Annotated in this window: 22 protein-coding genes and 1 riboswitch; of the genes, 9 read left to right on the top strand and 13 right to left on the bottom strand. The window is 73.9% G+C overall.

Features of this window, described 5'->3' with window-relative positions; all coding sequences use genetic code 11:
• Window positions 1–60: 60 nt before the first annotated feature.
• Window positions 61–981, bottom strand: coding sequence for an alpha/beta hydrolase (locus Dsi01nite_RS33500; protein WP_203850332.1), 921 nt, complete (start codon window positions 979–981; stop codon window positions 61–63).
• 79 nt (window positions 982–1060) lie between these two features.
• Here Dsi01nite_RS33500 and Dsi01nite_RS33505 point away from each other — a divergent pair, with 79 nt between their 5' ends.
• On the top strand, window positions 1061–1555 hold the full coding sequence (locus Dsi01nite_RS33505; protein ID WP_203850333.1) for a hypothetical protein: 495 nt from the start codon (window positions 1061–1063) through the stop codon (window positions 1553–1555).
• A 20-nt stretch (window positions 1556–1575) separates the two neighbouring features.
• On the opposite strand, the gene Dsi01nite_RS33510 is transcribed toward Dsi01nite_RS33505, so the two are convergent.
• Both Dsi01nite_RS33510 and Dsi01nite_RS33515 read right to left on the bottom strand, forming a co-directional pair.
• Window positions 1576–2457: an alpha/beta fold hydrolase gene (locus tag Dsi01nite_RS33510; protein WP_203850334.1), complete on the bottom strand. Its 882-nt coding sequence runs from the start codon at window positions 2455–2457 to the stop codon at window positions 1576–1578.
• Window positions 2458–2541: 84 nt separating this feature from the next.
• On the bottom strand, window positions 2542–3060 hold the full coding sequence (locus tag Dsi01nite_RS33515) for an RNA polymerase sigma factor (protein ID WP_203850335.1): 519 nt from the start codon (window positions 3058–3060) through the stop codon (window positions 2542–2544).
• Window positions 3061–3169: 109 nt separating this feature from the next.
• On the opposite strand from Dsi01nite_RS33515, the gene Dsi01nite_RS33520 reads away from it, so the two are divergent.
• Entirely contained in the window at window positions 3170–4057 is an 888-nt protein-coding gene (locus tag Dsi01nite_RS33520) for an aminoglycoside phosphotransferase family protein (RefSeq protein WP_203850425.1), read from the top strand.
• 102 nt (window positions 4058–4159) lie between these two features.
• Here the strand turns inward: Dsi01nite_RS33520 and Dsi01nite_RS33525 are convergent, their stop codons facing one another.
• Window positions 4160–4477, bottom strand: coding sequence for a PadR family transcriptional regulator (locus tag Dsi01nite_RS33525; protein WP_203850336.1), 318 nt, complete (start codon window positions 4475–4477; stop codon window positions 4160–4162).
• Window positions 4478–4694: 217 nt separating this feature from the next.
• On the opposite strand from Dsi01nite_RS33525, the gene Dsi01nite_RS33530 reads away from it, so the two are divergent.
• From Dsi01nite_RS33530 to Dsi01nite_RS33540, 3 genes are read left to right on the top strand one after another with little or no spacing between them, the layout of a single operon-like run.
• Complete coding sequence (locus tag Dsi01nite_RS33530; RefSeq protein WP_203850337.1) at window positions 4695–5213, top strand: GrpB family protein; 519 nt, start codon at window positions 4695–4697, stop codon at window positions 5211–5213.
• Window positions 5214–5259: 46 nt separating this feature from the next.
• Complete coding sequence (locus Dsi01nite_RS33535) at window positions 5260–6222, top strand: NAD(P)-dependent alcohol dehydrogenase (protein ID WP_203850338.1); 963 nt, start codon at window positions 5260–5262, stop codon at window positions 6220–6222.
• A 43-nt stretch (window positions 6223–6265) separates the two neighbouring features.
• Window positions 6266–7303 carry a hypothetical protein gene (locus Dsi01nite_RS33540; RefSeq protein ID WP_203850339.1) on the top strand — a complete coding sequence of 346 codons (1038 nt, stop codon included), beginning with the start codon at window positions 6266–6268 and terminating at the stop codon, window positions 7301–7303.
• A 111-nt stretch (window positions 7304–7414) separates the two neighbouring features.
• Here the strand turns inward: Dsi01nite_RS33540 and Dsi01nite_RS33545 are convergent, their stop codons facing one another.
• Window positions 7415–9628 (bottom strand): polyprenyl synthetase family protein, encoded by a 2214-nt coding sequence (locus Dsi01nite_RS33545; protein WP_203850340.1) that lies wholly within the window; start codon window positions 9626–9628, stop codon window positions 7415–7417.
• A gap of 108 nt (window positions 9629–9736) precedes the next feature.
• Window positions 9737–11998: a 5-methyltetrahydropteroyltriglutamate--homocysteine S-methyltransferase gene (gene metE / locus Dsi01nite_RS33550; RefSeq protein ID WP_239136355.1), complete on the bottom strand. Its 2262-nt coding sequence runs from the start codon at window positions 11996–11998 to the stop codon at window positions 9737–9739.
• 125 nt (window positions 11999–12123) lie between these two features.
• Window positions 12124–12335, bottom strand: a riboswitch (cobalamin riboswitch).
• Window positions 12336–12374: 39 nt separating this feature from the next.
• On the opposite strand from metE, the gene Dsi01nite_RS33555 reads away from it, so the two are divergent.
• The 4 genes from Dsi01nite_RS33555 (at window position 12375) to Dsi01nite_RS33570 (ending at window position 16821) form a co-directional block, all read left to right on the top strand.
• Window positions 12375–13013, top strand: a complete 639-nt coding sequence (locus tag Dsi01nite_RS33555) for a nucleotidyltransferase domain-containing protein (RefSeq protein ID WP_203850341.1) — start codon at window positions 12375–12377, stop codon at window positions 13011–13013.
• 44 nt (window positions 13014–13057) lie between these two features.
• On the top strand, window positions 13058–13672 hold the full coding sequence (locus Dsi01nite_RS33560; protein ID WP_203850342.1) for a hypothetical protein: 615 nt from the start codon (window positions 13058–13060) through the stop codon (window positions 13670–13672).
• A 261-nt stretch (window positions 13673–13933) separates the two neighbouring features.
• The gene (locus tag Dsi01nite_RS33565; RefSeq protein WP_239136356.1) at window positions 13934–15352 is read left to right on the top strand and encodes a DUF1996 domain-containing protein; all 1419 of its coding nucleotides are present in this window, start codon (window positions 13934–13936) and stop codon (window positions 15350–15352) included.
• Between the two features lie 182 nt (window positions 15353–15534).
• The gene (locus Dsi01nite_RS33570) at window positions 15535–16821 is read left to right on the top strand and encodes a ferredoxin reductase family protein (protein ID WP_239136357.1); all 1287 of its coding nucleotides are present in this window, start codon (window positions 15535–15537) and stop codon (window positions 16819–16821) included.
• Window positions 16822–16839: 18 nt separating this feature from the next.
• Here Dsi01nite_RS33570 and Dsi01nite_RS33575 read toward each other — a convergent pair whose 3' ends face one another.
• The 7 genes from Dsi01nite_RS33575 to Dsi01nite_RS33605 are packed head-to-tail and all read right to left on the bottom strand — an operon-like array spanning window position 16840 to window position 22358.
• The gene (locus tag Dsi01nite_RS33575) at window positions 16840–17718 is read right to left on the bottom strand and encodes an LLM class flavin-dependent oxidoreductase (RefSeq protein WP_203850344.1); all 879 of its coding nucleotides are present in this window, start codon (window positions 17716–17718) and stop codon (window positions 16840–16842) included.
• On the bottom strand, window positions 17615–18964 hold the full coding sequence (locus Dsi01nite_RS33580; protein ID WP_203850345.1) for a glycosyltransferase 87 family protein: 1350 nt from the start codon (window positions 18962–18964) through the stop codon (window positions 17615–17617). The genes Dsi01nite_RS33575 and Dsi01nite_RS33580 overlap by 104 nt, the downstream gene beginning before the upstream one ends.
• A complete protein-coding gene (locus tag Dsi01nite_RS33585) occupies window positions 18961–19356 on the bottom strand; it encodes a hypothetical protein (RefSeq protein ID WP_203850346.1) in 396 nt (131 codons plus the stop codon). Before Dsi01nite_RS33585 ends, Dsi01nite_RS33580 begins: the two co-directional genes overlap by 4 nt.
• Entirely contained in the window at window positions 19353–20471 is a 1119-nt protein-coding gene (locus Dsi01nite_RS33590; protein ID WP_203850347.1) for a molybdopterin-dependent oxidoreductase, read from the bottom strand. Before Dsi01nite_RS33590 ends, Dsi01nite_RS33585 begins: the two co-directional genes overlap by 4 nt.
• On the bottom strand, window positions 20447–21091 hold the full coding sequence (locus Dsi01nite_RS33595; protein WP_239136358.1) for a class I SAM-dependent methyltransferase: 645 nt from the start codon (window positions 21089–21091) through the stop codon (window positions 20447–20449). The genes Dsi01nite_RS33590 and Dsi01nite_RS33595 overlap by 25 nt, the downstream gene beginning before the upstream one ends.
• Window positions 21088–21708 carry a TIGR04282 family arsenosugar biosynthesis glycosyltransferase gene (locus Dsi01nite_RS33600; RefSeq protein ID WP_203850348.1) on the bottom strand — a complete coding sequence of 207 codons (621 nt, stop codon included), beginning with the start codon at window positions 21706–21708 and terminating at the stop codon, window positions 21088–21090. Before Dsi01nite_RS33600 ends, Dsi01nite_RS33595 begins: the two co-directional genes overlap by 4 nt.
• Window positions 21705–22358 carry a glycosyltransferase family 2 protein gene (locus tag Dsi01nite_RS33605; RefSeq protein WP_203850349.1) on the bottom strand — a complete coding sequence of 218 codons (654 nt, stop codon included), beginning with the start codon at window positions 22356–22358 and terminating at the stop codon, window positions 21705–21707. Before Dsi01nite_RS33605 ends, Dsi01nite_RS33600 begins: the two co-directional genes overlap by 4 nt.
• Window positions 22359–22419 lie beyond the last annotated feature (61 nt).

Genomic DNA, 22419 nt, shown 5'->3' on the forward strand with positions numbered 1-22419 from the left:
TTCGATGTCTAGATGTTTTGTTGGAGATCGGCGAACTTTCCCTCGATGTCGACCAAAGATTTAAAGCTTTGCCCGCAATGCCGCGATCTGCGCGTCCAGGAACGCCCGCGCGACCCCGGTCTTGGCGAAGATCGCGTCGAAGCCGTGGAACGCGCCGTCGACGACGGTCAGGTCGCAGGCGACCCCCGCCGCCCGCAACCGCCGCGCGTGGTCGAGGTCCTCGTCGTGGAACAGGTCGTTCGTGCCCACCCCGATCCAGGCGGGCGGCAGCCCGGACAGGTCCTCGCACCGGGCCGGCGCCGCGTAGTCGGACACTCCCGGGCCGCCGGGCTCCCGTCCGAGGTAGGCCGACCAGCCGAAACGGTTGTTCTGCGGGGTCCAGGCGCGCAGGTAGGTGGTGTCGACGCCGGTCCGCAGCACCGTGCGGTCGTCGAGCATCGGATACACCAGCAGCTGGAACACCGGCGAGACGACGCCCCGGTCCCGGGCGAGCAGCGCCAGCCCGGCCGCCAGGCCGCCGCCCGCGCTGGCGCCGCCGATCGCGATCGCGCCCGGATCGACCCCGAGCTCCGCCGCGTTGCCGGCCAGCCACTGCAGTCCGGCGTACACGTCGTCGAGCGGCGCCGGAAACGGGTGCTGGGGCGCGAGCCGGTAGTCCACCGAGGCGACCACGGCGCCGAGCTCCCGCGCGAACGCGATGCAGGACCGGTCATCCTGCTCCGGCCGGCCCTGCACGAAGCCGCCGCCGTGGATCCAGTACAGCGCCGGCGCCGGGCGTGGCAGCCCCACCGGCCGGTAGACGCGCACCCGCACCGGAGGCCGTCCCGCCGGACCCGGCGCGCTCAGGTTCTCGATCGTCATGCCGTCCGGGGTGCGGATGCCCGGAGCCTTGACCCGCTGCGCGAACCGGACGAGCCACGGGCGCAGTTTGATCCGGGGAATGAACCGGGCGCGGGTCAGGTCTGGATGGAACTGCGGCATCGTGCCTCCTGCGGCGAGAAACCGGACAATACTGTCCGGTTGAGTGGCCTGTCCAGGGCGCACTAAGCTGGGAGGCCTCATGACGTCGACCTGGCCGACCGCCCGACTGGACGCGGTCCAGCGGCTGCGGGTGCTGAGCGAGACGCTGCGCGCCCCGCTCTACGCGGAGGCGCACTTCGCCGAGCCGCCCGCCGACGTCTGGTCGGTCGCCGCCGACCTGCCCAATCATCTGCCGCAGTGGATCCGCACGATGCGCTCGTTCGAGTTCGTCGACGGCACCGCGGCGCCCCTTCGAGCCGTCGCGGTCGGCCGCCTCGGGCACCGCGCCGTGTTCGACGTCGCGCTGGAGACGGGCTGGTGCCTGATGCAGAGTCCGTCCGTGATCGGTGGGATGGCGGCGGTACCCGACGGCGACGGCACCAGGTTCGCGGTGCTCGGCGGGACCCGTGGGCGCCTGCGGCGCACCCGCCGGCTGGTGTTCCTGCCCCTCGCGGGCACGTCCGCGCGGCGGATGGTGGGCAACCTGGCACGGCTCCTGGACGAGCGCGCGACCGGATCGGCACAGACCGGCTGAACCGTGCCGCCGGTGCCGGTTCAGTGCGGGAAGAGCGTGCGGATCCGGGCCGCCACCAGGTCCGGGCGCTCATCCGGCAGCTGATGGCCGGCGCCCGGCACGACCTCCACGGTCAGGTCGTCGGCGTGCCCGCCGGCGGTGGACAGCAGCGCCGGCGGGATCACCACGTCCCGGGCGCCGCCCACGATCAGCGTCGGCACCCGCAGCCGCGCGCCGCCGGACCAGCCCCGGCGCAACCGCGGGATGTCGTCGACCACGAACCTCCAGTGCAGCGCCTGCCCCGCGTGCGCGGCACCGGGCTCCCGGCCGGCGGCGGCGAACTCGTCGAGCTCACCGGGCCGCCACGTGACCGCCGGATCGGCCGCCGCCCGCCGCAGCAGGAACCGGGTGAACCCGGGCCAGCGCCGCAGCACCAGCCGCCCCAGCAGCGGATACTCGATGACCGCCGTGTACCAGAACCGCCACGCCTGGGTGATCAGCGCCCGCCGGGCCGGCCACGGATGCATCATGTTCAACGCGATGAACCGGCTGAAGCGTTCGGGCGCGCGCAGGCACGCGGCGAACCCGGCCCAGGCGCCCCAGTCGTGCCCGACGAGCCCGACCCGGTCGTGCCCGAGGGCGTCGAGCAGTGCCACGACGTCGGCCGCCCGGTCCTCGGTGCCGTGCCCGCCCCGCGACGGCGCCGACCACCCGAAGCCACGGAGGTCGGGGCAGATCAGCCGGTAGCCGACTGGCAGGAGGGCGATGACGTGGCGCCAGGCGTACCAATGCTGCGGGAAGCCATGCAGGAGCACCAGCGCGGTGCCGGCGCCCGCCTCGGCCACGTGCAGGCGGGTCCCGCGGACGTCCACGAAGCGATGGGTGACCCCGGCGACCTCGGGGAACGGACGGTTGGGTGTCATGTGCGGGCCTCTCTCGACGGTCGGGCCCGGCCAGGTGCGGGACCCCGTGCTGTGAGAGGGCGCTTCCCGCCGAAACCTTCCCGGCTATCTCCAGCGATCGCGGAACGCGCTGCGGGCCCGGGACAGTCGCGACCGGACCGTGCCGAGGGGCAGGTCGAGGATGCCCGCGACCGCCTTCTCGTCGAGCCCCTCGAGGTCGCGCAGCACCAGCATGGCGCGGTGCTCCGGGCTGAGCCGCCGCAGCACGTCCAGGATGTCGGTGCGCAGCTGCGGATCCCCTGGCGCCGGCAGGTCGCTCAGCTCGGCGGCGAGAGTGCCCGTGCGGCGCCGCGCCACCCGCACCGCCTCCCGGGTGCAGATGGTGCGCACCCAGCCGAACAGCGCCGCGGGCTCCCTGAGCTGCCCGATGCTGCGGAAGATGACGATCATCGACTCCTGCGCGGCGTCGGCCGCGTCCTGCAACGCGATCGGCGCGCACAGCCGGCCGACATACGGGTCCAGGATCCGCAACAGCTCGTCGATTGCGAGCGCGTCGCCCCGCTGGGCACGGCGCACCAGGGCCGGATCGACCTCACGGCCGCGGTCGTCCCCCGTCGACCTCATCGCCGGTCACAGTAGTCAATGCCGCGGGACCACCCGGCGCCCGGTGCCGGCGCGGCTCGAAATCGGGTTGCCACCGCCCGGGCCCGGCGGACATGGTCTGGGCGTGCAGATGCATGACGACCAGCTCCACGTGTCGACCGAAACGGCGGGTGCGCTGATCGCGGCCCAGTTCCCGCACCTGCGCGACCTGCCGGTCCGGCCGCTGTCCTCGCAGGGGACCGTCAATGCCATCTTCCGGGTCGGCGACCTGCTCGCGGCGCGGTTTCCGCTGCAGCCGCAGGACCGGCGGTCGCTGGAGGTGGAGGCGCGGGCCGCCCGTGAGCTGCTGCACCGCACCCGGTTCCCGACACCGGAGCCGGTCGGGATCGGCGCGCCGGGCGCCGGGTACCCGTCGCCGTGGTCGATCCAGACGTGGCTGCCCGGCACCATCGCCACCGCGCTCGATCCCGGCGACTCGGTGCCGTTCGCGGAGGATCTGGCCGAGTTCATCGCCGGCGTCCGCACCATCGACACCGCGGGCCGCACCTTCGGCGGGCACGGGCGCGGCGGCGCGCTGCAGGACCACGACGCGTGGATCGAGACCTGCCTGCACCACAGCGAGGGCCTGCTGGACGTGCCGGCGCTGCGGCGCGCGTGGGCGACGATGCGACTGCTGCCCCGGGGCGGGCGACCGGACCTGATGAACCACGCCGACCTCATGCCCGGCAACGTCCTGGTGCGCGACGGGCGGCTCGCCGGGGTCCTCGACGTCGGTGGTCTCGGCCCGGCCGACCCGGCCCTCGACCTGCTCGGCGCCTGGCACCTGCTGGAGCCCGGCCCGCGGCAGGCGCTGCGGGACCGCCTCGGCGGCGACGACCTCGAATGGGACCGCGGCCGCGCCTGGGCCTTCGTGCAGTCGATGGGCCTGGTCTGGTACTACGACCGGAGCAACCTCGCGATGAGCACGACCGGCCGCCGCACCCTGACCCGCATCCTCGACAGCCTGCGCGGCGCCTGAGCAGCGCTCAGTTGCCGCGCACCTCGGCCACTGAACGCTGCTCAGGCGCCGCGCGCTGGTCGGCGGGCCAGCGCCGGGCGGCGGTGGCCAGCAGCAGCCCGGTCACCACGCCGGCCTCGGGTCCGTCGCCGCGCCCGCCCCGCCGAGCTGCGCGCGCAGCTCCGCGAGCGCCTGCCGCGCCTCGGTCGCACCTTCAGCCGTGAGCCGGTAGAGCCGCCGCGCGGGCCGCCCCACCTCGGCCGGGTCGACGCCCTCCCACTGCCGCTCCAGCCATCCCGCCTCGGTCAGCCGGTGCAGGATCGGATACAACGTGCCACTGGCCAGTTCGCACTGCTGCATGAGCTCAAGCCCATAGTGGTCGGCGCCAGGATCGGCGAGCAACGCCGCCAGCACCCGCGCCGTCGGCACAGTGATTCGCATCGCCCCACTATACCGCCACTCTACATAGCCAAGCCACCAGCGGACGTGCTGGTCGTGCGCGAGCTCGGAACCTCGCCCGCCGACCGGGAACGATCTCCGCCGCGGCGGAGTCCGACGGACTCGACGCGTTCGACTGGGCCGCGATGCGGCATGCCCACGGTCCGGCGCGGGACCGTACAGCGGATGCCGGGCCGTGGCCGCCGGATAAGGTCCGGGAGTGACGATCGAGGTCCGCGACCACGACCCGGGCTGGCCCAGTGCGGCCCGCCGGGCCATCGAGGAGCTGGCCGCGGCGCTGCCCGGGGCCGTGGAGCACGTGGGGAGCACGGCGGTGCCGGGGCTGGCGGCCAAGCCGGTCATCGACCTGATGGCCGCGACCCCCGCGCTCGACGCGGTCCTCGCGGTCGAGGACGTCCTGGCGGGCCTCGGCTACCACCGGCTGGAGACCGGCATGCGGGAGCGGCTGTTCTACCGGCGGGACGGCGAACCCGTCGCCTACCACCTGCACGTCGTCACCGAAGCGTCGTGGGACACCCGCAACGAGCGGCTGCTGCGCGACCATCTGCTCCAGGAACCGGCCGACCGGGAGGCGTACGGCGCGTTGAAGCGCGAGCTGGCCGCGGCGGGGCACGACGGTGACACGTACACCCGCGCGAAAACGGCCCTCATCCAGCGGATGGTCGACGCGGCCCGGGAGCGACGGGGGCTGCCGCGGGTCGACGTCTGGGAGGACTGACGCGCACTCAGCGTCGTAACAGTCGCACTGTCGCATCATGGCGCGCATGCGAGCGGTCATGTTTGAGGCGTACGGCCCGCCCGAGGTGCTCACCCAGGCGGAGCTGCCGGCACCGGTGCCGAAGGGGGACCAGGTCCTGGTCCGGGTGCACGCGACCACGGTGACGTCCGCCGAGTGCGGGATGCGGCGCGGTGAGCCGAGGTGGGGTCGGCTGATCCTCGGGCCACGGCGGCCCCGCAAAGGGATCCGGGTGCTCGGCCTCGAGTTCGCCGGGGAGGTCGCGGCGGTCGGGCCGGCCGTGCGCCGGACCCGGGTCGGCGAGCGGGTCTTCGGGTTCACCGGCTTCGGGGTCGGCGCGAACGCCGAGTACAAGTGCCTGCCGGAGCGGGCGTCGTTCACCACGGTCCCGGACGGCGTCGACTACGCGGAGGCGGCGGCCAGCGTCGACGGGTTCACCACGGCGTGGCACTTCCTGCATGGGCTCGCCCGCGTCCAGGCCGGACAGCGGGTGCTGGTCATCGGCGGGTCCGGCAGCATCGGCACCTACGCCGTGCAGATCGCGGCCGCGGCCGGGGCGCAGGTCGACGCCGTGTGCAGCGGGCGCAACGCGAAGCTCGTCGAGTCGCTCGGCGCCGGCCGGGTCTACGACCACACCGTCGAGGACTTCACCACGAGCGGCGAACGGTACGACATCATCTTCGACACCGTGAGCCGCAGCTCGTTCGCCCGGTGCCGCCCGGTCCTGACGCCGCGCGGCAGCTACCTGCCGACGACCGGCCTGGTCAACACCGTGCACGCGTGGCGGACCGCGGTCACCGGCGGGCCGCGCGTGCGCACCGGCATGTCGGTGCGCAAGCACGCGGCGCTCGCCGAGCTGCGGGAGCTGCTCGCCCAGCAGAAGGTGCGGGTCGTCATCGACCGCACGTATCCGCTCGCGGAGATCGTCGAGGCGCACCGGTACGTCGACAGCGGCCGCAAGGTCGGCAACGTCGTGATCGCCGTCCGGTGATAGTACGGTTGACGTTGTATAGCGGCGGCTGTACGTTGATCGCGTGCCAGCCATGGAGGAACCGACGAACGAGCTCGAACGGCGCTACCGGCGGCTGCTGCGCTGGTATCCGAGGGCGTTCCGGAAGGATGTGGGCGCCGAGCTGGTGACCACGCTGCTGGACGCCGCCGAGCCGGGGCAGCGCCGGCCGTCCCGCCGGGCCGCGGCCGACCTCGTCAAGGGCGGCCTGCGGCAACGGTTCCGGCTCCCGATCGGGATCGCCCCGCGGGTCGTCGCGGTCCTCGCGGCCCTCGTCGTCGGCGCGATGGGCGCGGCCGCCGGCGGCTGGGCCGCCTGGCTCACCTCACCCGGGCTGCCGGGCGACGCGGAGGCCAAGCAGATCATCGGCACGGCCATGGGCGTGCCCTACGACCAGGACCTGAACCGGTCCGTCGGCCTGCTCGGCGGCCTGGTCCCACCGGACGGCAGCAGCCCGGCGTATGTCGGCAACGTCGAGTCCCGCGACGTGCCCGGCTCGACCACCGACGTGGTCGCCCGCCGGCTCACCGCCGCCGGCTGGAAGTTCCGTCCGGCCGTCGACCCGCCGCTCACCTCCGCCGGGTCCGCGGTGTCGGCGTCCCGCGACGGCCTGGTGATCTGGGTGCGCTGGATGGACATCCCGGCGTCGGCGGAGCCGCCGGGGACGTTCCTCAGCATCGAGATCGTCCAGGAGGAGCCCGCCCTCGCGCCGGCCGGGTTCGCCGCGGGCTGGCTGATCGGTGCGCTCGGCGGCTGGTTGTTCGCCGCCGCGACCATCTACCGGATCCGCCGGCACGGCGTGATGGTGCAGGTCCTCGCCGCCCTGCTCACGACCGGTGCGATGGCCCTGTTCCTGCTGCCGACCCTGGTCGCTTACCTGGGGCTGTGGTCCCTCGGCCAGCCGGAACGCTACCTCCGACCGCCCTGGGCGGGATACGTGCTGTGGCCGCTGCACTGGTTGACCCTCCTCGGCCTGGCCGCCACCGCCACGCTCGTCGCGCTGTCACTGATCCGGCCCGGGAAGGCCGCCGCCACCGACCTGGGCCCGCAACCCACGGGGTAGACCCCGAACGCCCCGGCCGTCGTGACGCGTGCGGCTGCGGCTGCGGCTCGGCGAAATGCGCCGAGCGGACCCAACCGGGCGCCGGGGCGTAGCGCGGCGGCGGCGCACGGGTCAGTGGCGGCGGGTGGCGAAGTGGCGGACCGCGCAGGCGAGCAGGTCGGTGTTGAACGGCAGCCGGTCGCAGCAGGCGATCGCCTCGGCCAGGTGGGCGTCGGTGAGGCGGCGCGCCTCGGCGAGGCCGCAGGTGCGCACGATGTTGGCCTTGGCGGTGTCGTGGCCGGCGTCCTTGCCGAGCAGCGCCGTGGACGAGGTCGCGTCCAGGACGTCGTCGTGCAGCTGGAACACGACGCCGGCGTGGTGGGCGTAGCGCTTCAGCAGGTCGATCTGCTCCGCCGGGTGGCCGGCCAGCATGAGCAGCGGCACCAGGGACGCCTCGATCGCGGTCGACGTCTTCAGGCTGTACATGTCGATGATCTGCGCCGGGCTGACCGGGCCGCCGTCGCGGCCCAGCCGCAGGTCGAGGTCCTGGCCCCGGCAGAGGCCGGCGGGTCCGAGCACGGTGCCGACGTAGTCGATGACGGCGGTGACCCGGCGGGCCGGGAACGCCCGGTCGAGCTGCGCGACGAGGCCGAAGGCGGAGGAGATCATCGACAGCGCCGCGAGCTGGGCGCTGGCCTCGCCGAACACGGTGTGCGCGGCGGGCCGGCCGCGGCGCAGGGTCGCGCCGTCCTGGGCGGGCAGGTCGTCGAAGATCAGGCTCGCGGTGTGGAACAGTTCGCCGGCGACGAGGACCGGTTCGATCGCGGCCGGGGCGATGCCGAGTCCTTCGGCGAGCATCAGCCCGAGCGCGGGGCGCAGCCGTTTCGCGGAGCCGGCCAGGGCGTAGCCGACGACCGCGTCGAGGTCGTCGCCCTTCCGGACCGGCCAGCGCCGGTGCAGCAGGCCGTTGAGGTACGGCAGCCGGTCGGCGATGAACGTCCGGCAGTCGACGGAGGTGGGTGCGCGGTGCCGCAGCACCTGCCCGGCCCGCTCCCGCAGCCGCTGCTCCGCCACGTCCCGGCGGCGGCCGGGGGTCGCGCTGATGAACCGCTCGACGGCGCCGGTGGGCGCGAACCGCCGCGTCCGGGCCCGCGCCGCGTCGGCGGCGAGGTGATGGCTCAGCCGGGTCGCGGTGTAGTACGCCAGCGCGTCGGCCACGGCCGGGTCACCGCCGTAGACCTCCTCCGCGACGTACGCCGGGTAGGCGAACAGGTCATACAGCGGGTCGGAGCCGCCCGGGTCGGTGAACGGGGTCCGGCGGCCGGCGCGCTCGTCCTCGGCGGCGTCGATGAGGTCGTCGCGCAGCTGGCTGATGAACGTCGTGTTGATGCTGCGGCGGTAGAACTCGTCGCCGACGGTGCGGCGGGCGAGCAGGTTCGCGATCACCCGGCTCATCCCGGCCTTGACGAACATGTCCGGGTAGAGCCGCGCCGACAACCCTTGGGCGTCGCGGTGCTGGGCCAGGTACATCGATTCGGCCGCGTGGTACAGGTGCCGGTGCTCGTCGAAGGGGTACGCGTCCAGCAGCCACCCGTGCACGGCGTGCAGCTCCTCGGCGAGGGGGTGGTCCGGCAGCTCGGCGGGGTCGGCGGGCTGCCCGGTCGCGAGGCCCTTGATGGTGAGCTCGTGCAGCCGCTCGCGGTGCTCCGCCGGGAGATGGTCGCCGGGCAGGTCGTGCAGCGTGTCGTCGACGATGGCGTAGGCAGCGCCGAACCCGTACGCGCCGCGCACGACGCCGGCCAGGTGCGCCCGCGCGGTGCCAGGGTCGGCGCCGGCGGTCTCGTGCGCGGCGATCAGCAGCACGCCGGTCGTGGCCCGCACGACCTTGCCCATGCCGCCGGCCCGGACGACCGTGTCGGGCAGGATGCGGTGCAGGTGCTCGAGGCGCGCGGCGAGCCAGTCCAGCTCGGTGCTGCCCCGCAGCGCCGGCAGGTGCCGCGCGAGCGTGCCGACCACCCCGCGGACCCCGCGGCGCTCATCGATGCCGGCGAGGACCTCGCGGACGCTGGGCAGGCCCCTGGTGACCGCCGGTGGCAGCTCGGCGAGGTTGAAGACGCTGAAGTGGGCGACCTCCCGCGCCTGCTGCTGGTCTCTGCGGCGCCGCGACCCGGCGGCCAGGACCTGCGCCGTGCAGCGGTCGGTGTACCGCTCGACCAGGGCCGGATGGGTGTCGCTCCAGGTCCGGAAGTCGGCGAGGGTGTGCGCGACGCCGGCCAGGAGGCGGCTCTCCGGCAGGTCGTCCTGGCGGAACGGGAACGGCCCGCGGGTATCGGCTGGGTCACTCATGGATTCCGGCCCCCTTTTGGCGGTTGCCCGGATGGTAGGTGACCCGCGCTCGCCCATCGACGGGCGTCACGCCGTGGCGGGGACCGGCAGGCCCCCGCCACGGCCTGGTCAGCGCAGTTCGGCCCGGACCTCTGCGGCGGCCGCGACGAGACCCGCGAGGGCCCGCTCGACCTCGGGGTAACCCCGCGTCTTCAGCCCGCAGTCCGGGTTCACCCACAGCCGGTCCGCCGGCACGGCCGCGACCGCCAGCCGCAGCGCCTCCGTGATCTCGTGCTGCGCCGGTACGCGCGGCGAGTGGATGTCGTACACGCCGGGCCCGACGCCCCGCCCGTAACCGGCGGCGCGCAGGTCGGCCAGGATCTCCATCTTCGACCGGGACGCCTCGATGCTGGTCACGTCCGCGTCGAGGGCGTCGATCGCGGGCAGCACCTCGCCGAACTCCGAGTAGCACAGGTGGGTGTGGATCTGGGTGCCGTCGGCGACGCCGCCGGTCGCGATCCGGAACGCCGTCACCGCCCAGTCCAGGTACGCCCGCTGCCCGGCCCGCCGCAACGGCAGGAGCTCCCGCAACGCCGGCTCGTCGACCTGGATGATCTGGATGCCGGCGGCCTCGAGGTCGACGGTCTCGTCGCGCAGGGCGAGGGCGACCTGGTTGGCGGTGTCGGCGAGGGGCTGGTCGGTGCGCACGAACGACCAGGCGAGGATCGTGACCGGGCCGGTGAGCATGCCCTTGACCGGCCGCGTGGTCAGCGACTGGGCGTAGCCGGCCCAGCCGACCGTCATCGGCGCGGGCCGGCTGACGTCGCCGTAGATGATCGGCGGGCGCACGCACCGGGATCCGTAGGACTGGACCCAGCCACTGGCGGTGGCGGCGAACCCGGCGAGCTGCTCACCGAAGTACTGCACCATGTCGTTGCGTTCCGGTTCGCCGTGCACGAGCACGTCCAGGCCGAGCCGCTCCTGCAGCGCGACGACGTCGGCGATCTCGGTGCGCATCCGCTCGGCGTAGCCGTCGGCATCGAGGGTGCCGGCGCGCAGTTCCGCCCGGGCCCTGCGCAGCTGGTCGGTCTGCGGAAACGACCCGATCGTCGTGGTCGGCAGCGGTGGCAGGCCGAGCCGGTCCTGCTGTGCCCGCGCGCGCTGCGGGTACGCCTCGCGCCGGCGCACCGGCAGCTCGGCCAGCCGGGACCGGACGCGCTCGTCGCGCCACGCGGCCGGCGCCGCGCCCGGCGGCTCGGGCAGGACCGCGACCCCGTCGCGCAGCGCCCGGCCGAGCTGGGCCACCTCGCCCGCCTTCTGCCGGGCGAACGCCAGCCGCGCCCGCAGGTCCGGGTCGAGGTCCGGCTCGGCGTCGAGGTCGACCGGCACGTGCAGCAGCGAGCACGACGTGGACACCACGACGTCGTCGGCGACGCCGGTGAGCACGGCGGCCCGGGCCGCTGCGGCGCGCAGGTCGGTCCGCCAGATGTTGTGACCGTCGACGATGCCGGCGACGATCGTGCGGCCCGGGATCGGTCCGCAGCCGGCCAGCCGGTTCACGTCACCGGGCCCGGCGACCAGGTCGATGCCGACCGCCTCGACGGGCGTGGCGAGCAGGGCGGGCAGCGCGTCGCCGAGCTCCCCGAAGTACGACGCCACGAACAGCCGGGGTCGCTGCCGCACCGCGCCCAGCCGGGCGTACGCACCGCGCAACGCGTCGATCTCGGCGCCGGTGCGGTCCGTGGTGAACGCCGGCTCGTCCAGCTGTACCCACGCGACACCGGCGTCGGCAAGCTCGGCGAGGAGTTCCGCGTAGACGGTGACGAGATCGTCGAGGCGATCGAACGGGCGGAACCCCTCCGGTGCGCCGCTCGCGGCCTTGGCCAGCAGCAGGAACGTGGCCGGCCCGACCAGCACCGGCCGGGTGGTCATGCCCAGCGCGCGGCTCTCCGCGAACTCGGCGACGGGCTTGCCGGGCCGGGCGACGAACACGGTGTCCGGGCCGATCTCCGGGACCAGGTAGTGGTAGTTGGTGCCGAACCACTTCGTCAGTTCCAGGGCCGGTTCGCCGGCGGTGCCACGGGCCATCGCGAAGTACGTGTCGAGCTCGTCGAGGCCGAGGCGCCGGAACCGGTCCGGGACCGCGTCGACGGCGACCGCGGCGTCGAGCATGTGGTCGTAGTACGAGAACGTGTTCGACGGGATCGCGTCCACGCCGATGTGCCGCAGGTCCCGCCACACGGCGGCGCGCAGCTCGGCGCCGATCCGGTGCAGGGCGGTCGCGTCGATCCGGCCGGCCCAGTAGGACTCCAGGGCCCGTTTGAGCTCCCGGTCCGGGCCGATGCGGGGGTAGCCGAGCACGGTGCTCAGGCCGAATGGCGTTGTCGTCACGCCGGTGTTCCCTTCCCTCGAGGTGGTCGACGACCACCCGGGAGGGGCACGTGGGCAGACCGGGGCGTCGAACGGCACCGGGTCGCCCGTGGCCAGCCCGCGCAGCCGTCGGCGGCGTGCGCGGGGTCGCGCACGCGGTGCGGGCAGGTCTTCGGACTCGCGGGCGCGACCGTCTCCGGTCTCCTACTGGCCGTCGCTTCCCAGGTCCTCGCGGACCCAGTGCTCATGACGGCGGTCGTTCCCACTCACCGCTGCGGGGCAGCCCCGGATTCACACCGGGTTCCCTCTTACGACGCCCCTCGGGGTGGAGGGGCGAACCAGCACTGCCCGTCATCCTACGTCGCGCGCCGGGGCGGCGCCTTGCGAGAATGGTGTCGTGGACCACCCGCCGGGCGTCAAGCTTTCCGCAGCCGAGCTCGATGCCCTCCCCGCCAGATGGGCGTCGTGCTGGACGCCGGCCGAGGTCGCGCGGCGCCTGACCGGGATCGGCAGCACCTGGTGCGTGGCCGCCGGCTGGGCCCTGGATCTGTTCCGTGGCAAGCAGACCCGAGCCCACGGGGACATCGAGATCGCCGTTCCGGCCGCTGACTTCGCCGAGGTCAGCGCCCGGTTCCCCGGCTACGCCTTCGACGCGGTCGGCAGCGGCCGGATCTGCGTGGACCCCACCCCGGACGTGCTGGCCGCCACCCACCAGACCTGGCTGCGGGATCCGGCCACCGGCGACTACCTGCTCGACGTCTTCCGCGAACCCCACGACGGCGACACCTGGATCTGCCGGCGCGATCCCACGGTCCGGCTGCCCTACCGCGAGATCATCCGGCACACCCCGGACGGCATCCCGTATCTGGCGCCCGAGCTGGTCCTGCTGTTCAAGGCCAAACATGCCCGGCCCAAGGACCAGGCCGACTTTGACGGCACCGTGCCGCATTTGAGCCCGGATCAGCGCTCGAACCTCGCCGGGCTCCTCGCCCGCGTGCACCCGGGCCACCAGTGGACCGCGCGGCTGCAGCGCTGAGGGTGTTGCGAGACTCGCGCTGGTTGCTGGGCAGAATGTCAGGTGTGATCGTCGCGGTGACCGGCCCGAGCGCGGCCGGCAAGACCACGTGGTGCCGACGCCACCACCCCGAACATCTGGTCGCCGAGTACGCGCCGACCGGCGCGGAACCGGACGACGGGGACCTGCCGGCGCAGGCTGCCTTCTGGTCGGAGGTGAACTGCGGCCGGTGGCAGGCCGCGGTAGCGCGGGAGCGGGCCTCTGGCCTGGCCGTCTGCGACGACGACCCGTTGAAGCTGCACTATTCCTGGTCGCTGGTCCGTATCGGTGCGGCCAGTCCGGAGCTGTGGGCGCTCGAGGTGGCCGCGAACCGGGCTGCCATCGCGGCCGGCCGTCTCGGCTTCGCCGACGTGGTGCTGGTTTCCCTGCCGTCCGTTGAGGAACTGCACCGGCGCCGGGACGGCGACCCGACCCGTCAACGTCGCAACTTCGCGTTGCACGTCCGGCTGGCGGAACCGTTGCGGGAGTGGTACCAGGCGCTGGAGCTGGCCGCACCCGGCCGGGTGCGCTGGGAACTGCCGCCGGACGGCCTTCCCGCCGTGCTGCCCGCGGCGAGGGCGGACCGGCACGACCCCGCGGTGTTCGACGCGCTGATCGCGGCGCTACCTCGTATCAGTTGACCGGTGCACTTCTAAGAAAGAATTAAGGAAACGGGTCCGGGAAAAGTGTAATCGAGTGGGTCGGAACCGCTCACCTGGTGCGTTGTCGCGGACCATTTCGAATTCTTCCTTTATGTCTTGAATCAAGTGTCGCGGCGGAACCATACTTGCCTGCGCAACGTGCCCAGACATTGCAGCGCACGGCAAGACGAAGGACCTTCAATGCGTGCAGAAGAATCAGGTTCGAGCAGACCTCCGGGGCGCACGAGGCGGCGGGGGAGGGTGGCCGTCGGGGTCGCCGTCGTCCTCGCGCTCGGCGCCACCGGCACCTACATCGCCACCGCCAGCGCCGAGGAGACCGCCCCGCCGGCCGCCCGGTTGGAGGCGGAGTCGTTCTCGGCGCAGTCCGGCGCGAAGACCGAGAACACCGCCGACACCGGCGGCGGGAAGAACGTCGGCTGGCTGGCCGACGGTGACTGGCTGCAGTTCGACAACGTGACCGTCGGCGGCGCCGACCTGACCGCCCGGATCGCCGCGCAGAGTCGGGCGGGCGGGTCCATCGAACTGCACCTCGGCACCCCGACCGGCACGCTGCTGGCCACGTTCCCGGTCGCCTACACCGGCGGCTGGCAGCGGTGGACCACCGTCACCGCCAGGGCGGGCAGCGTCCCGGCCGGACGGCAGACCATCGTCGCGGTCATGCGTAGCGCGCAGCCCGCCGACTTCGTCAACATCAACTACCTCACGCTCGGCCCGGTGACCCGGCCGCCGGCGACCGCGACCGTCGCGCCGCCGGCCAGCAGCGCCCCGGCGCCCTCGGCGTCGGCATCGGCGTCAGGTGGTGCCGCCACCGCCGGGTGGGTGCCCGTCGACCAGGCCGCCTGGCAGCGGGAACTGGCCGCGTTCAACGCGATCAAGCAGCTGCCGGTGCCGGCCGGCACGACCCGGGTCGCGGAGTTCCACACCGACTGCGCGGTGGCCAACGAGGCGAAGGACGACCCGATCGTGCTGCCCGGCCTCGCCGGGGCCTCACACCTGCACACCTTCTTCGGCCCGACCGTGGACGCGGCGACCAGGCCCGCCGACCTGTTCAACCGGTCGACGAACTGCAACGCGCCCGGCGACAACAGCGCCTACTGGGTGCCGCAGCTGACCCGCGACGGGCAGCCGGTGAAGATCAAGAGCTTCCGGGTGTACTACGGCTCGCGGCTGCCCGACCCGTCGGTGACGGTGCCCTTCCCGCCCGGCCTGGTGATGGTCCACGGCGACGCGAAACGCCAGGTCGCCACGCCGAAGGGGGCCGGCGGGCAGTTCTGGTGCGCCGGCAGCGCCGAGACCGGCCGCAGCGCCGACGGCAACTGGCCCGTCTGCGCGCCCGGTGGCAACCTCATCTTCCAGCTGGTCTTCCAGGACTGCTGGGACGGCAAGCACATCGACTCGCCGGACCACAAGTCGCACATGGGACCCGCCCAGAACGGCAAGTGCGCCGGCCAGTACCCGGTCGCCATCCCGAACCTGTCGTTCATGGTCAACTACGAGTCGCTCGGCGGCAACGGCCTGGCGCTGTCCTCCGGCATGGCCTCCTCCATGCACGGCGACTTCGTCAACGCGTGGAAGCCGGAGAACCTCGGCCCGCTGGTGAAGATCTGCCTCGACGCGAAAGCGAAGTGTGGCATCGAGCCCAAGTTTGCCGGCGGCTGACAGGACCGCACAAAAACGCACTGAAACGCACGATCGCCCCGCCGTCGACGGCGGGGCGATCGGTGTTTTTCAACCGTATTCCCGCGACGATTCCGGGGGCATCCGATAACGCTTATTCCAGTATCGTCGGCATGCTCACAACCAGTGCCGCGGGCGGGGCGTGATTCGTACATTCGACCATCGTGAGCATTGTCGCGGCGGCCAGCCTGATGATCGTCACCGTGCTGTGGGCGGCCGGCCTCGACGCGGCGCCCCAGGGGATCGCCGCCGCCGGGCGGCTCGCCGCGTTGTGGTCGGCGGACCTGCTGTTGCTGCAGGTCGTGCTGATGGCCCGGATCCCGTGGCTGGAGCGGGCCCACGGCCGGGACACCGTCGCCCGCTGGCACCGGTGGGCCGGGCACGCCTCGTTTCAGCTGCTCCTGGCGCACGTCGTCCTCGCCCTGACCGCCCGCGCCGGCGCCGACCCGGGACGGCTGTGGACGCTGCTCACCGGTCCCAGCATGATCCTGGCGCTGCTGGCCCTCGCCGCGCTGGTGCTCGTCGTCGTCACGTCCGTGCGGTCGGTGCGGCGGCGGCTGCGGTACGAGTCGTGGCACCTCCTGCACCTCTACGCCTACCTCGGCGTCGCCCTCGCCCTGCCGCACGAACTCGTGCTCGGCAGCGACTTCCGCGCACCGGCGGCCCGGGCGTACTGGTGGGGCGCCTACCTGGCCGCGGCCGGCGCCGTCGTCGTGTTCCGGGTCGGCCTGCCGATCTGGCGGACGCTGCGGCACCGGCTCGCCGTCGACCGGGTCGTCACCGAGGCGCCCGGGCTCGTGTCGGTGTACCTGACCGGCCGGCACCTCGACCGGCTCGACGCCCGCGCGGGGCAGTACTTCGTGTGGCGGTTCCTCGACGGCCGCGGCGCCCTGCGTGGCAACCCCTTCTCGCTGTCCGGGCCGCCCCGCGCCGACCGGCTCCGGATCACGGTCAAGACCGTCGGTGACGGCACCGCCAGGGTCGCGGCGCTGCGCGCCGGCACGCGGGTGCTCATCGAAGGGCCGTACGGGCGGATGACCGCGGACACGTACTCCGGCGGCCCGGTGACCATGCTCGCCTGCGGGGTGGGCGTGACGCCGCTGCTGGCGCTGCTGTGGGACCTGCCCTACGGCCACGCCAAGGCCACGCTCGTCTACCGCACCCGGCGCCCCGACGAGGTCGCGTTCCTGCCCGAGTTGGAGTGGCTGGCCCGCCGGCGCGGGGTCCGGCTGGTCCCGCTCGTCGGCCCGCGCGCCGCACCCGGCTCGTGGCTGCCGGCCGGCTACGCCGACTACACCGACACCGAGGCGCTGCGCGACCTCGCCCCGGACATCGCCGAGCACGACGTCTACGTGTGCGGCCCCGACGCCTGGACTGACGCCGTGCTGCGGGCCGCCCGGCAGCTCGGGGTCCCGCCCGCCCGCCTGCACCGGGAGCGGTTCGCGTGGTGAGCTTTTTGGTAGAGGTTCTCAGCGGATGAGGCGCTCGGCGATCGCATCGGCGATCGCCGGGTCCTCCGTCCACACCGGGTCGTCCGGGCGCGGGTCGTGGAAGACGATGTCGGTGAAGCCGAGCGCCCGGTAGCGCCCGACGAAGTCCTCGAACGCCGCGACGCTGGCCAGGGGCCGCTCCTCGGTGTTGCCCACGAGGTAGATCCGGTCCACGGTCTTCGGGTCCCGGCCGATCTCCGCGCAGCGCTCGTCGAGGATCGCGGCCTGCTTCCGGACCGCGGCCTCGATCGCGGCGGGGGACTGGTCGGCCGCGTCCGGCTCGCCGTAGGTGATCCACGCGTCGGCGTGCCGGGCGGCGAGGGCCAGGGTCTTCGGGCCGGCGGCCGCGATCGCGAGGGGCAGCCGGGGCCGCTGCACGCAGCCCGGGACCATCCGCGCGTCCTCGACCGTGTAGTGCTCGCCGCGGTGGGAGTACGCCGGCTCGCGCAGCAGCCCGTCGAGGACCTCGACGAACTCGGTGAGCCGTGCGGCCCGCTGCCGCGGCGTGCGCACCTCCTCGCCGAGCACGGTGGCGTCGAAACCGGTGCCGCCGGCGCCGATCCCGAGCGTGAGCCGGCCGTCGCTGACGTGGTCGAGGGTCATCGCCTCCTTCGCCAGGGACACCGGGTGGCGAAACGTCGGTGAGGTGACCATCGTGCCGAGCCGGACCCGGCTGGTGACACCGGCGAGCCCGGTCAGCCACGGCAGCGCCGCATGCCACGGCAGGTTCCGGTACCGCCGCCACGACAAGTGATCATAAGTCCATAGGTGTGCGTAGCCGAGCGCCTCGAGATGCCGCGCGCGGGCGACGGTCTGCGGCCACGGGTCGGTCGGGAGGAGCAGCACGCCGAGACGCATGTCGTGATCCTATGCCGGCGACGATCACGAGAAGTGCGAGGCCGTACCCGGCGCGCTGCACGGTGGACGTCGCGAGACCGAGGTCGGACGACAGCTGCGTGAACGTGCCGGCGAGGGCGAGGACCAGCCATTCGGCGGGGGCGCCGTATGCGATGAGCATCACGAGCAGCATCGAGTACCACGGGTAGGCGGGTGCGGTGACGAGCAGCGCGGCGGCGACCATGACGGCGGCGCCCCGCCACGGCCGGTCGGGGTCCGAGGTCCGCAGCGTGTGCAGGGCGGCCACGACCAGCAGCAGCACCGCGGCCGGCGCGACCACCGCCGACGGCAGCAGGAGGCTCAGCAACGCGAACCGGGAACCGTTCGCGTAGCCCTCCTCGTGCAGGTAACCGGGCAGGTAGCCGAGGACGGCGGGACCGGCGGCAAGGACGTGCGGCAGGTAGACGGCGGCGACCGCACCGGCGGCGGCGACCATGACCGTCACCGGCCGCCGGCGCAGGACCGCCGGGCCGAGCAGCGCCGGGGTGAGCTTGGTGGCGACGGCCAGGCCGAGCAGCAGCCCACCCAGCGCGGCGGCCCGCCGGGTCCGGGCCCGGGCCAGCACGAACAGGGCACCGGCAGCCACACCCACGGCAACCACGTCGACGTGGGCGTTGTTGCCCGCTTCGAGCGCGACGAGCGGGCACCACGCCCACAGGACCGCGCGGCGGGGGTCCCGGCCGAGCCGGCGCAGCGCGTACCAGAGCAACGCCGCCGTCCCGAACGCGAACGCGGCCATCGTCAGCTGCATCGGCCGTTCCCGGTTGCCCGGCGGCACCGCCGCGAACAGGGCCTCGGCGACGGGCGGGTAGATGGTCGGGACGTCCGGGCGGTTGATCCGGGTGCAGCCGCTCGGCACGCACCAGTTCGACGCGTCCGGCCACAGGAAACCGTCGCGCAGGCCCGTGAGCTCCGGCGCGGACGGCGGGAACCGGTACGGGTCGATGCCGGCGCGCTGGACGCGGCCGTCCCAGACGTAGCGGTACATGTCGTCGCTGCTGTTCGGCGGTTCGATCGCGGCGGCGAGGGGCAGTGCGGCCCCGCCGAGCAGGACGAGGACCAGCGCGGCGCGGCGGTCGAGGCGGCACACGAGGTAGGCGCCGGCCGCGAACGGCACCCACATCAGCAGGTACCAGCGGCCGGGGAGGAACACCGCGGCGACCGTCGCGGCGAGACACGCGGCAGCGGCGATCCTCCGGGCGGTCACCGCCGCCTCCTGAGGTTGACCGCCGTCCACGCCGCCGCGGCCGTCCACACCACGGCGAGCACGAGGGCGAGCCCCCGGCCATAGTGCTGCGGGAACGCGGACGGGTTGTCGGCGATCCGGCCGGCGCCGACGATGAACGGCAGCGCCACCACGCTCACCGCCGCGCTGACGACGAGCGCCGCCCGGACCGGGGTGCGCGCCGGTCCCGGCACCCAGCGGGCGAGCGCCGCGCCGGCCAGGATGACGGCGGGGACGACGACGAAGTCGTGGGTGACGAGCAGGACGGCGAGGAAGACCAGCTGCCCCAACGGCTGTGCGCCGTCGTGGGTCAGCCAGCCGTAGGCGCCGTAGCCGGTGACGGCGAGGCCCGCGACGAGCAGCGCGGGCCTCACGCGGACAACACGGTGAGGGCACCGACCCACTTCGTCTGCAGGACTCCCGGGCGGTTCGGCGCGATCAGCCGGCACGGGTAGCCGTGATCCGGGTGCAGCGGCGCGCCGCCGACCCTGAGCGCGAGGAGGGTCAGCGGGTCCCGGGCCGGTCCCGCCTCCAAGGTGGACGTCCGGTACGCGCCGGCCGGCTGCAGCGACTCGACGGCGACCGGCAGGTCCAGGTCGGCGGCGCCGACGAGCCGGAGCAGATCGACGACCCGGACCCCGGTCCACTCGGCGGTGGCGCTCCACCCCTCGACGCACGCGATCGGCAATGTGGCGGTGTGCTGCGGCAGCGCCTCCAGGTCGGCGAGGCTGAATGCGTGCCGGCCGCCAGGTCCGCTGACCTGCAGCCGGTAGCTGGCGTCCACCGTGGCGACCCCCGCCGCGGCCGCGGTCTTGTTGACCGGCAGGCCCTGCGGGCCGACGTCCGGCAGCCGCGGGGCGAGCACGGACAGGCGCCGCAGCGGCCGGACGGTCTGCCCGACGGTGGCGACGGTGATGACGCCGGCCGCGGCGCCGACGAGTGCGAGCACGTTACGACGGGACCGGTCCGCGGGCGGCGCCGCTTGGATGACGGGCAGTTTTGCCGCGAGGTGCATGAGCATCGCGCCGATCAGCAGCCACGCGGTCCAGTAGTGCGCGCCGACGAACCCGAACGGCATCAGCGAGTACCAGTACGCGATGTTCAGCAGCCCGGTGACGAGTTCGAACAGGGCCGCGCCGGACAGCAGCGCCACCGCACCCCGCTCCAGGGCGTGCGGCACGCTGCGGGCCGGCGGCCACGCGAACAGCTTCGGGAACACCGACCACACCTTGGCGGTGAGCAGCGGGAAGCAGGCGAGCCCGGTCGCGATGTGCAGTCCCTGGGTGATGCGGTACAGCTGCACCGGCCGCGCCGGCCAATGGAACCAGCCTGGTGGGTGCTGGATCGCGTGGCTGAGCAGGCCGGTCGCGAAGCACACGGTGAAGGCCGCCGCGAGCCACAGTCCCAGGTGGGCGGTCAGCCGCGGCGAGCGCAGCGGTGAGGTGAACCGGCGGGACAGCGCGGTCAGGGCGTCAGGTGGGCGAACCATCGGCCGGCCTCCGTCCAGGTCCCGGCGAGCCGCAGCGCGGCGTCGCGTGCGACGGCGGTGATGTCGTCGGCGCTGACGAACGCCCACGCGAACGTGGAGCTGGTCCGGTCGGCGCCGGTCAGGGCGACGTGCCCACTCCAGGTCCGGCTGCCGGGCGGGTCGACCTCGACGAGGACGCTGCCGGCGGTGGCGATGAGGGCGTGGCAGCGGGCGAGCAGGCGGGCCGGGTCGCCACCGATGCCGATGTTGCCGTCGGCGAGGACCGCGCAGGCCCAGCCGCCCTCGCCCGGCAGCGGGCCGAACAGGTTGCCGCGGATGGCCGGTGCGCCGCGGCGCCGGGCGTACCGCACCGCCTGCGGGCTGATGTCGACGCCGAGGGCGCGGCGGCCGGTCGCGGCGATGGCCTCGATGAGCCGGCCGGGCCCGCAACCGAGGTCGAGGGTGCCGTCCGCGCACCGGTCGATGAGCCGGTGGTCGCCGGGCCTGAGCCGGCCCGACCAGGCGCCGGCGTCCAGCGGCCGGACCACGGTCCCGTCCGGGTCGACCAGGTCCATTGCCGCGTCGTCCCCGCGGGCGGCACGGCGCAATGCCGCGCCGTACACGGCCATCGGGGCGGTCACAGCACCGCGACCGATCGTGCGAAACGGCTGTCGGGGCAGTCCCCGATGACGGCCCACGCGTCGGCGGCAGTGTCGACGTCGCGCAGCGTCGGCAGCGTCGCCACCTGGAGGCCGCTCAAGGCGGCCCGGGTCGCCGCCCCGGTGTCCGATGTGGACATCGGCACATCCGCCAGGACCCGGGCCATCGCCGGATCCTGGAGGCCGAGCGCCCACCAGCCGCCGTCCTCGGCCGGGCCCAGGACCGCGCCGGCGGTCGCGAGCGCCGCACACGCCGCGACGATGTGCCCGATGCGCAGCTGCGGGGTGTCCATGCCGACGAGCAGCGTGGCGACGCCCGGGAGCGCGGTGTCGGCGTACGCGGCGGCCAGGCGCTCGCCGAGCCCGTCACCGCGCTGTGGCCGGCGGTCCCAGCCGGGCGGCGCGGGCAGGTCGCCGTCGACCACGAGGGTCCTCTTCGCGGCCGGGGCGGCGGTGAGCACGTCAACGGTGTCGGCGAGCATCGCCGCGGCGATCGTGGCGGCCTGATCCGGGGAGCACGGCGGGCAGAGCCGGGTCTTCACCCGGCCCGGCACGGGGGTCTTGGCGAGCAGCAGCAGCTGCACCCGGGGCGTGGTCATCGGGCCAGCACCTTCGTCATGTCCCGGACGGCCCGGGCGGTGCCGCGGACCGTGCCGGTGACCTTCGACCGGCCGCCGGCGATCCGCGGCGCGTAGTCGATGTCGACCTCGGCGATGCGCCACCCGGCCTCCGCCGCCCGGACCACCATCTCGAGCGGGTAGCCGAACCTGCGGTCCAGCAGGCCGAGCCCCAGGAGCGCTTCGCGTCGGGCCGCGCGCATCGGGCCCAGGTCGTACACCCGAATCCCGGCTGCGTGCCGCAACCGCCACGCCACGACGGCGTTGCCGATCCGGCCGTGCACGGGCCACGCCCGGACGCTCGTCGGGCGGCGCCGGCCCAGTGTCAGGTCGAGACGATTGTCCAGGACCGGCTCGGCGACCAAAGGAAGCTGCCGGGGGTCGAAGGAGCCGTCGGCGTCCATGAAACACACGACGTCCGCGGTCGCGGCCTCCAGGCCGGCATGCGCGGCGGCGCCGAACCCGCGCCGGGCGGCGTGGACGACCACGGCTCCGTGCGCCGCGGCGATCGCCGGCGACCCGTCGGTGGAGCCGTTGTCGGCGACGACGGCGCGGTAGCCGTCCGGCAGCCGGGACAACACCCACGGCAACGCGGCGGCTTCGTTGAGACAAGGCAACACGACATCTGGCACGGATCGGACGCTACCGAGGGTGAGCAGGCAAAGATCTTACGTGCCGCGAACCAACCATTAC

The sequence above is a fragment of the Dactylosporangium siamense genome, assembly GCF_016862795.1.
GTDB classification, from domain to species: Bacteria; Actinomycetota; Actinomycetes; order Mycobacteriales; family Micromonosporaceae; genus Dactylosporangium; species Dactylosporangium siamense.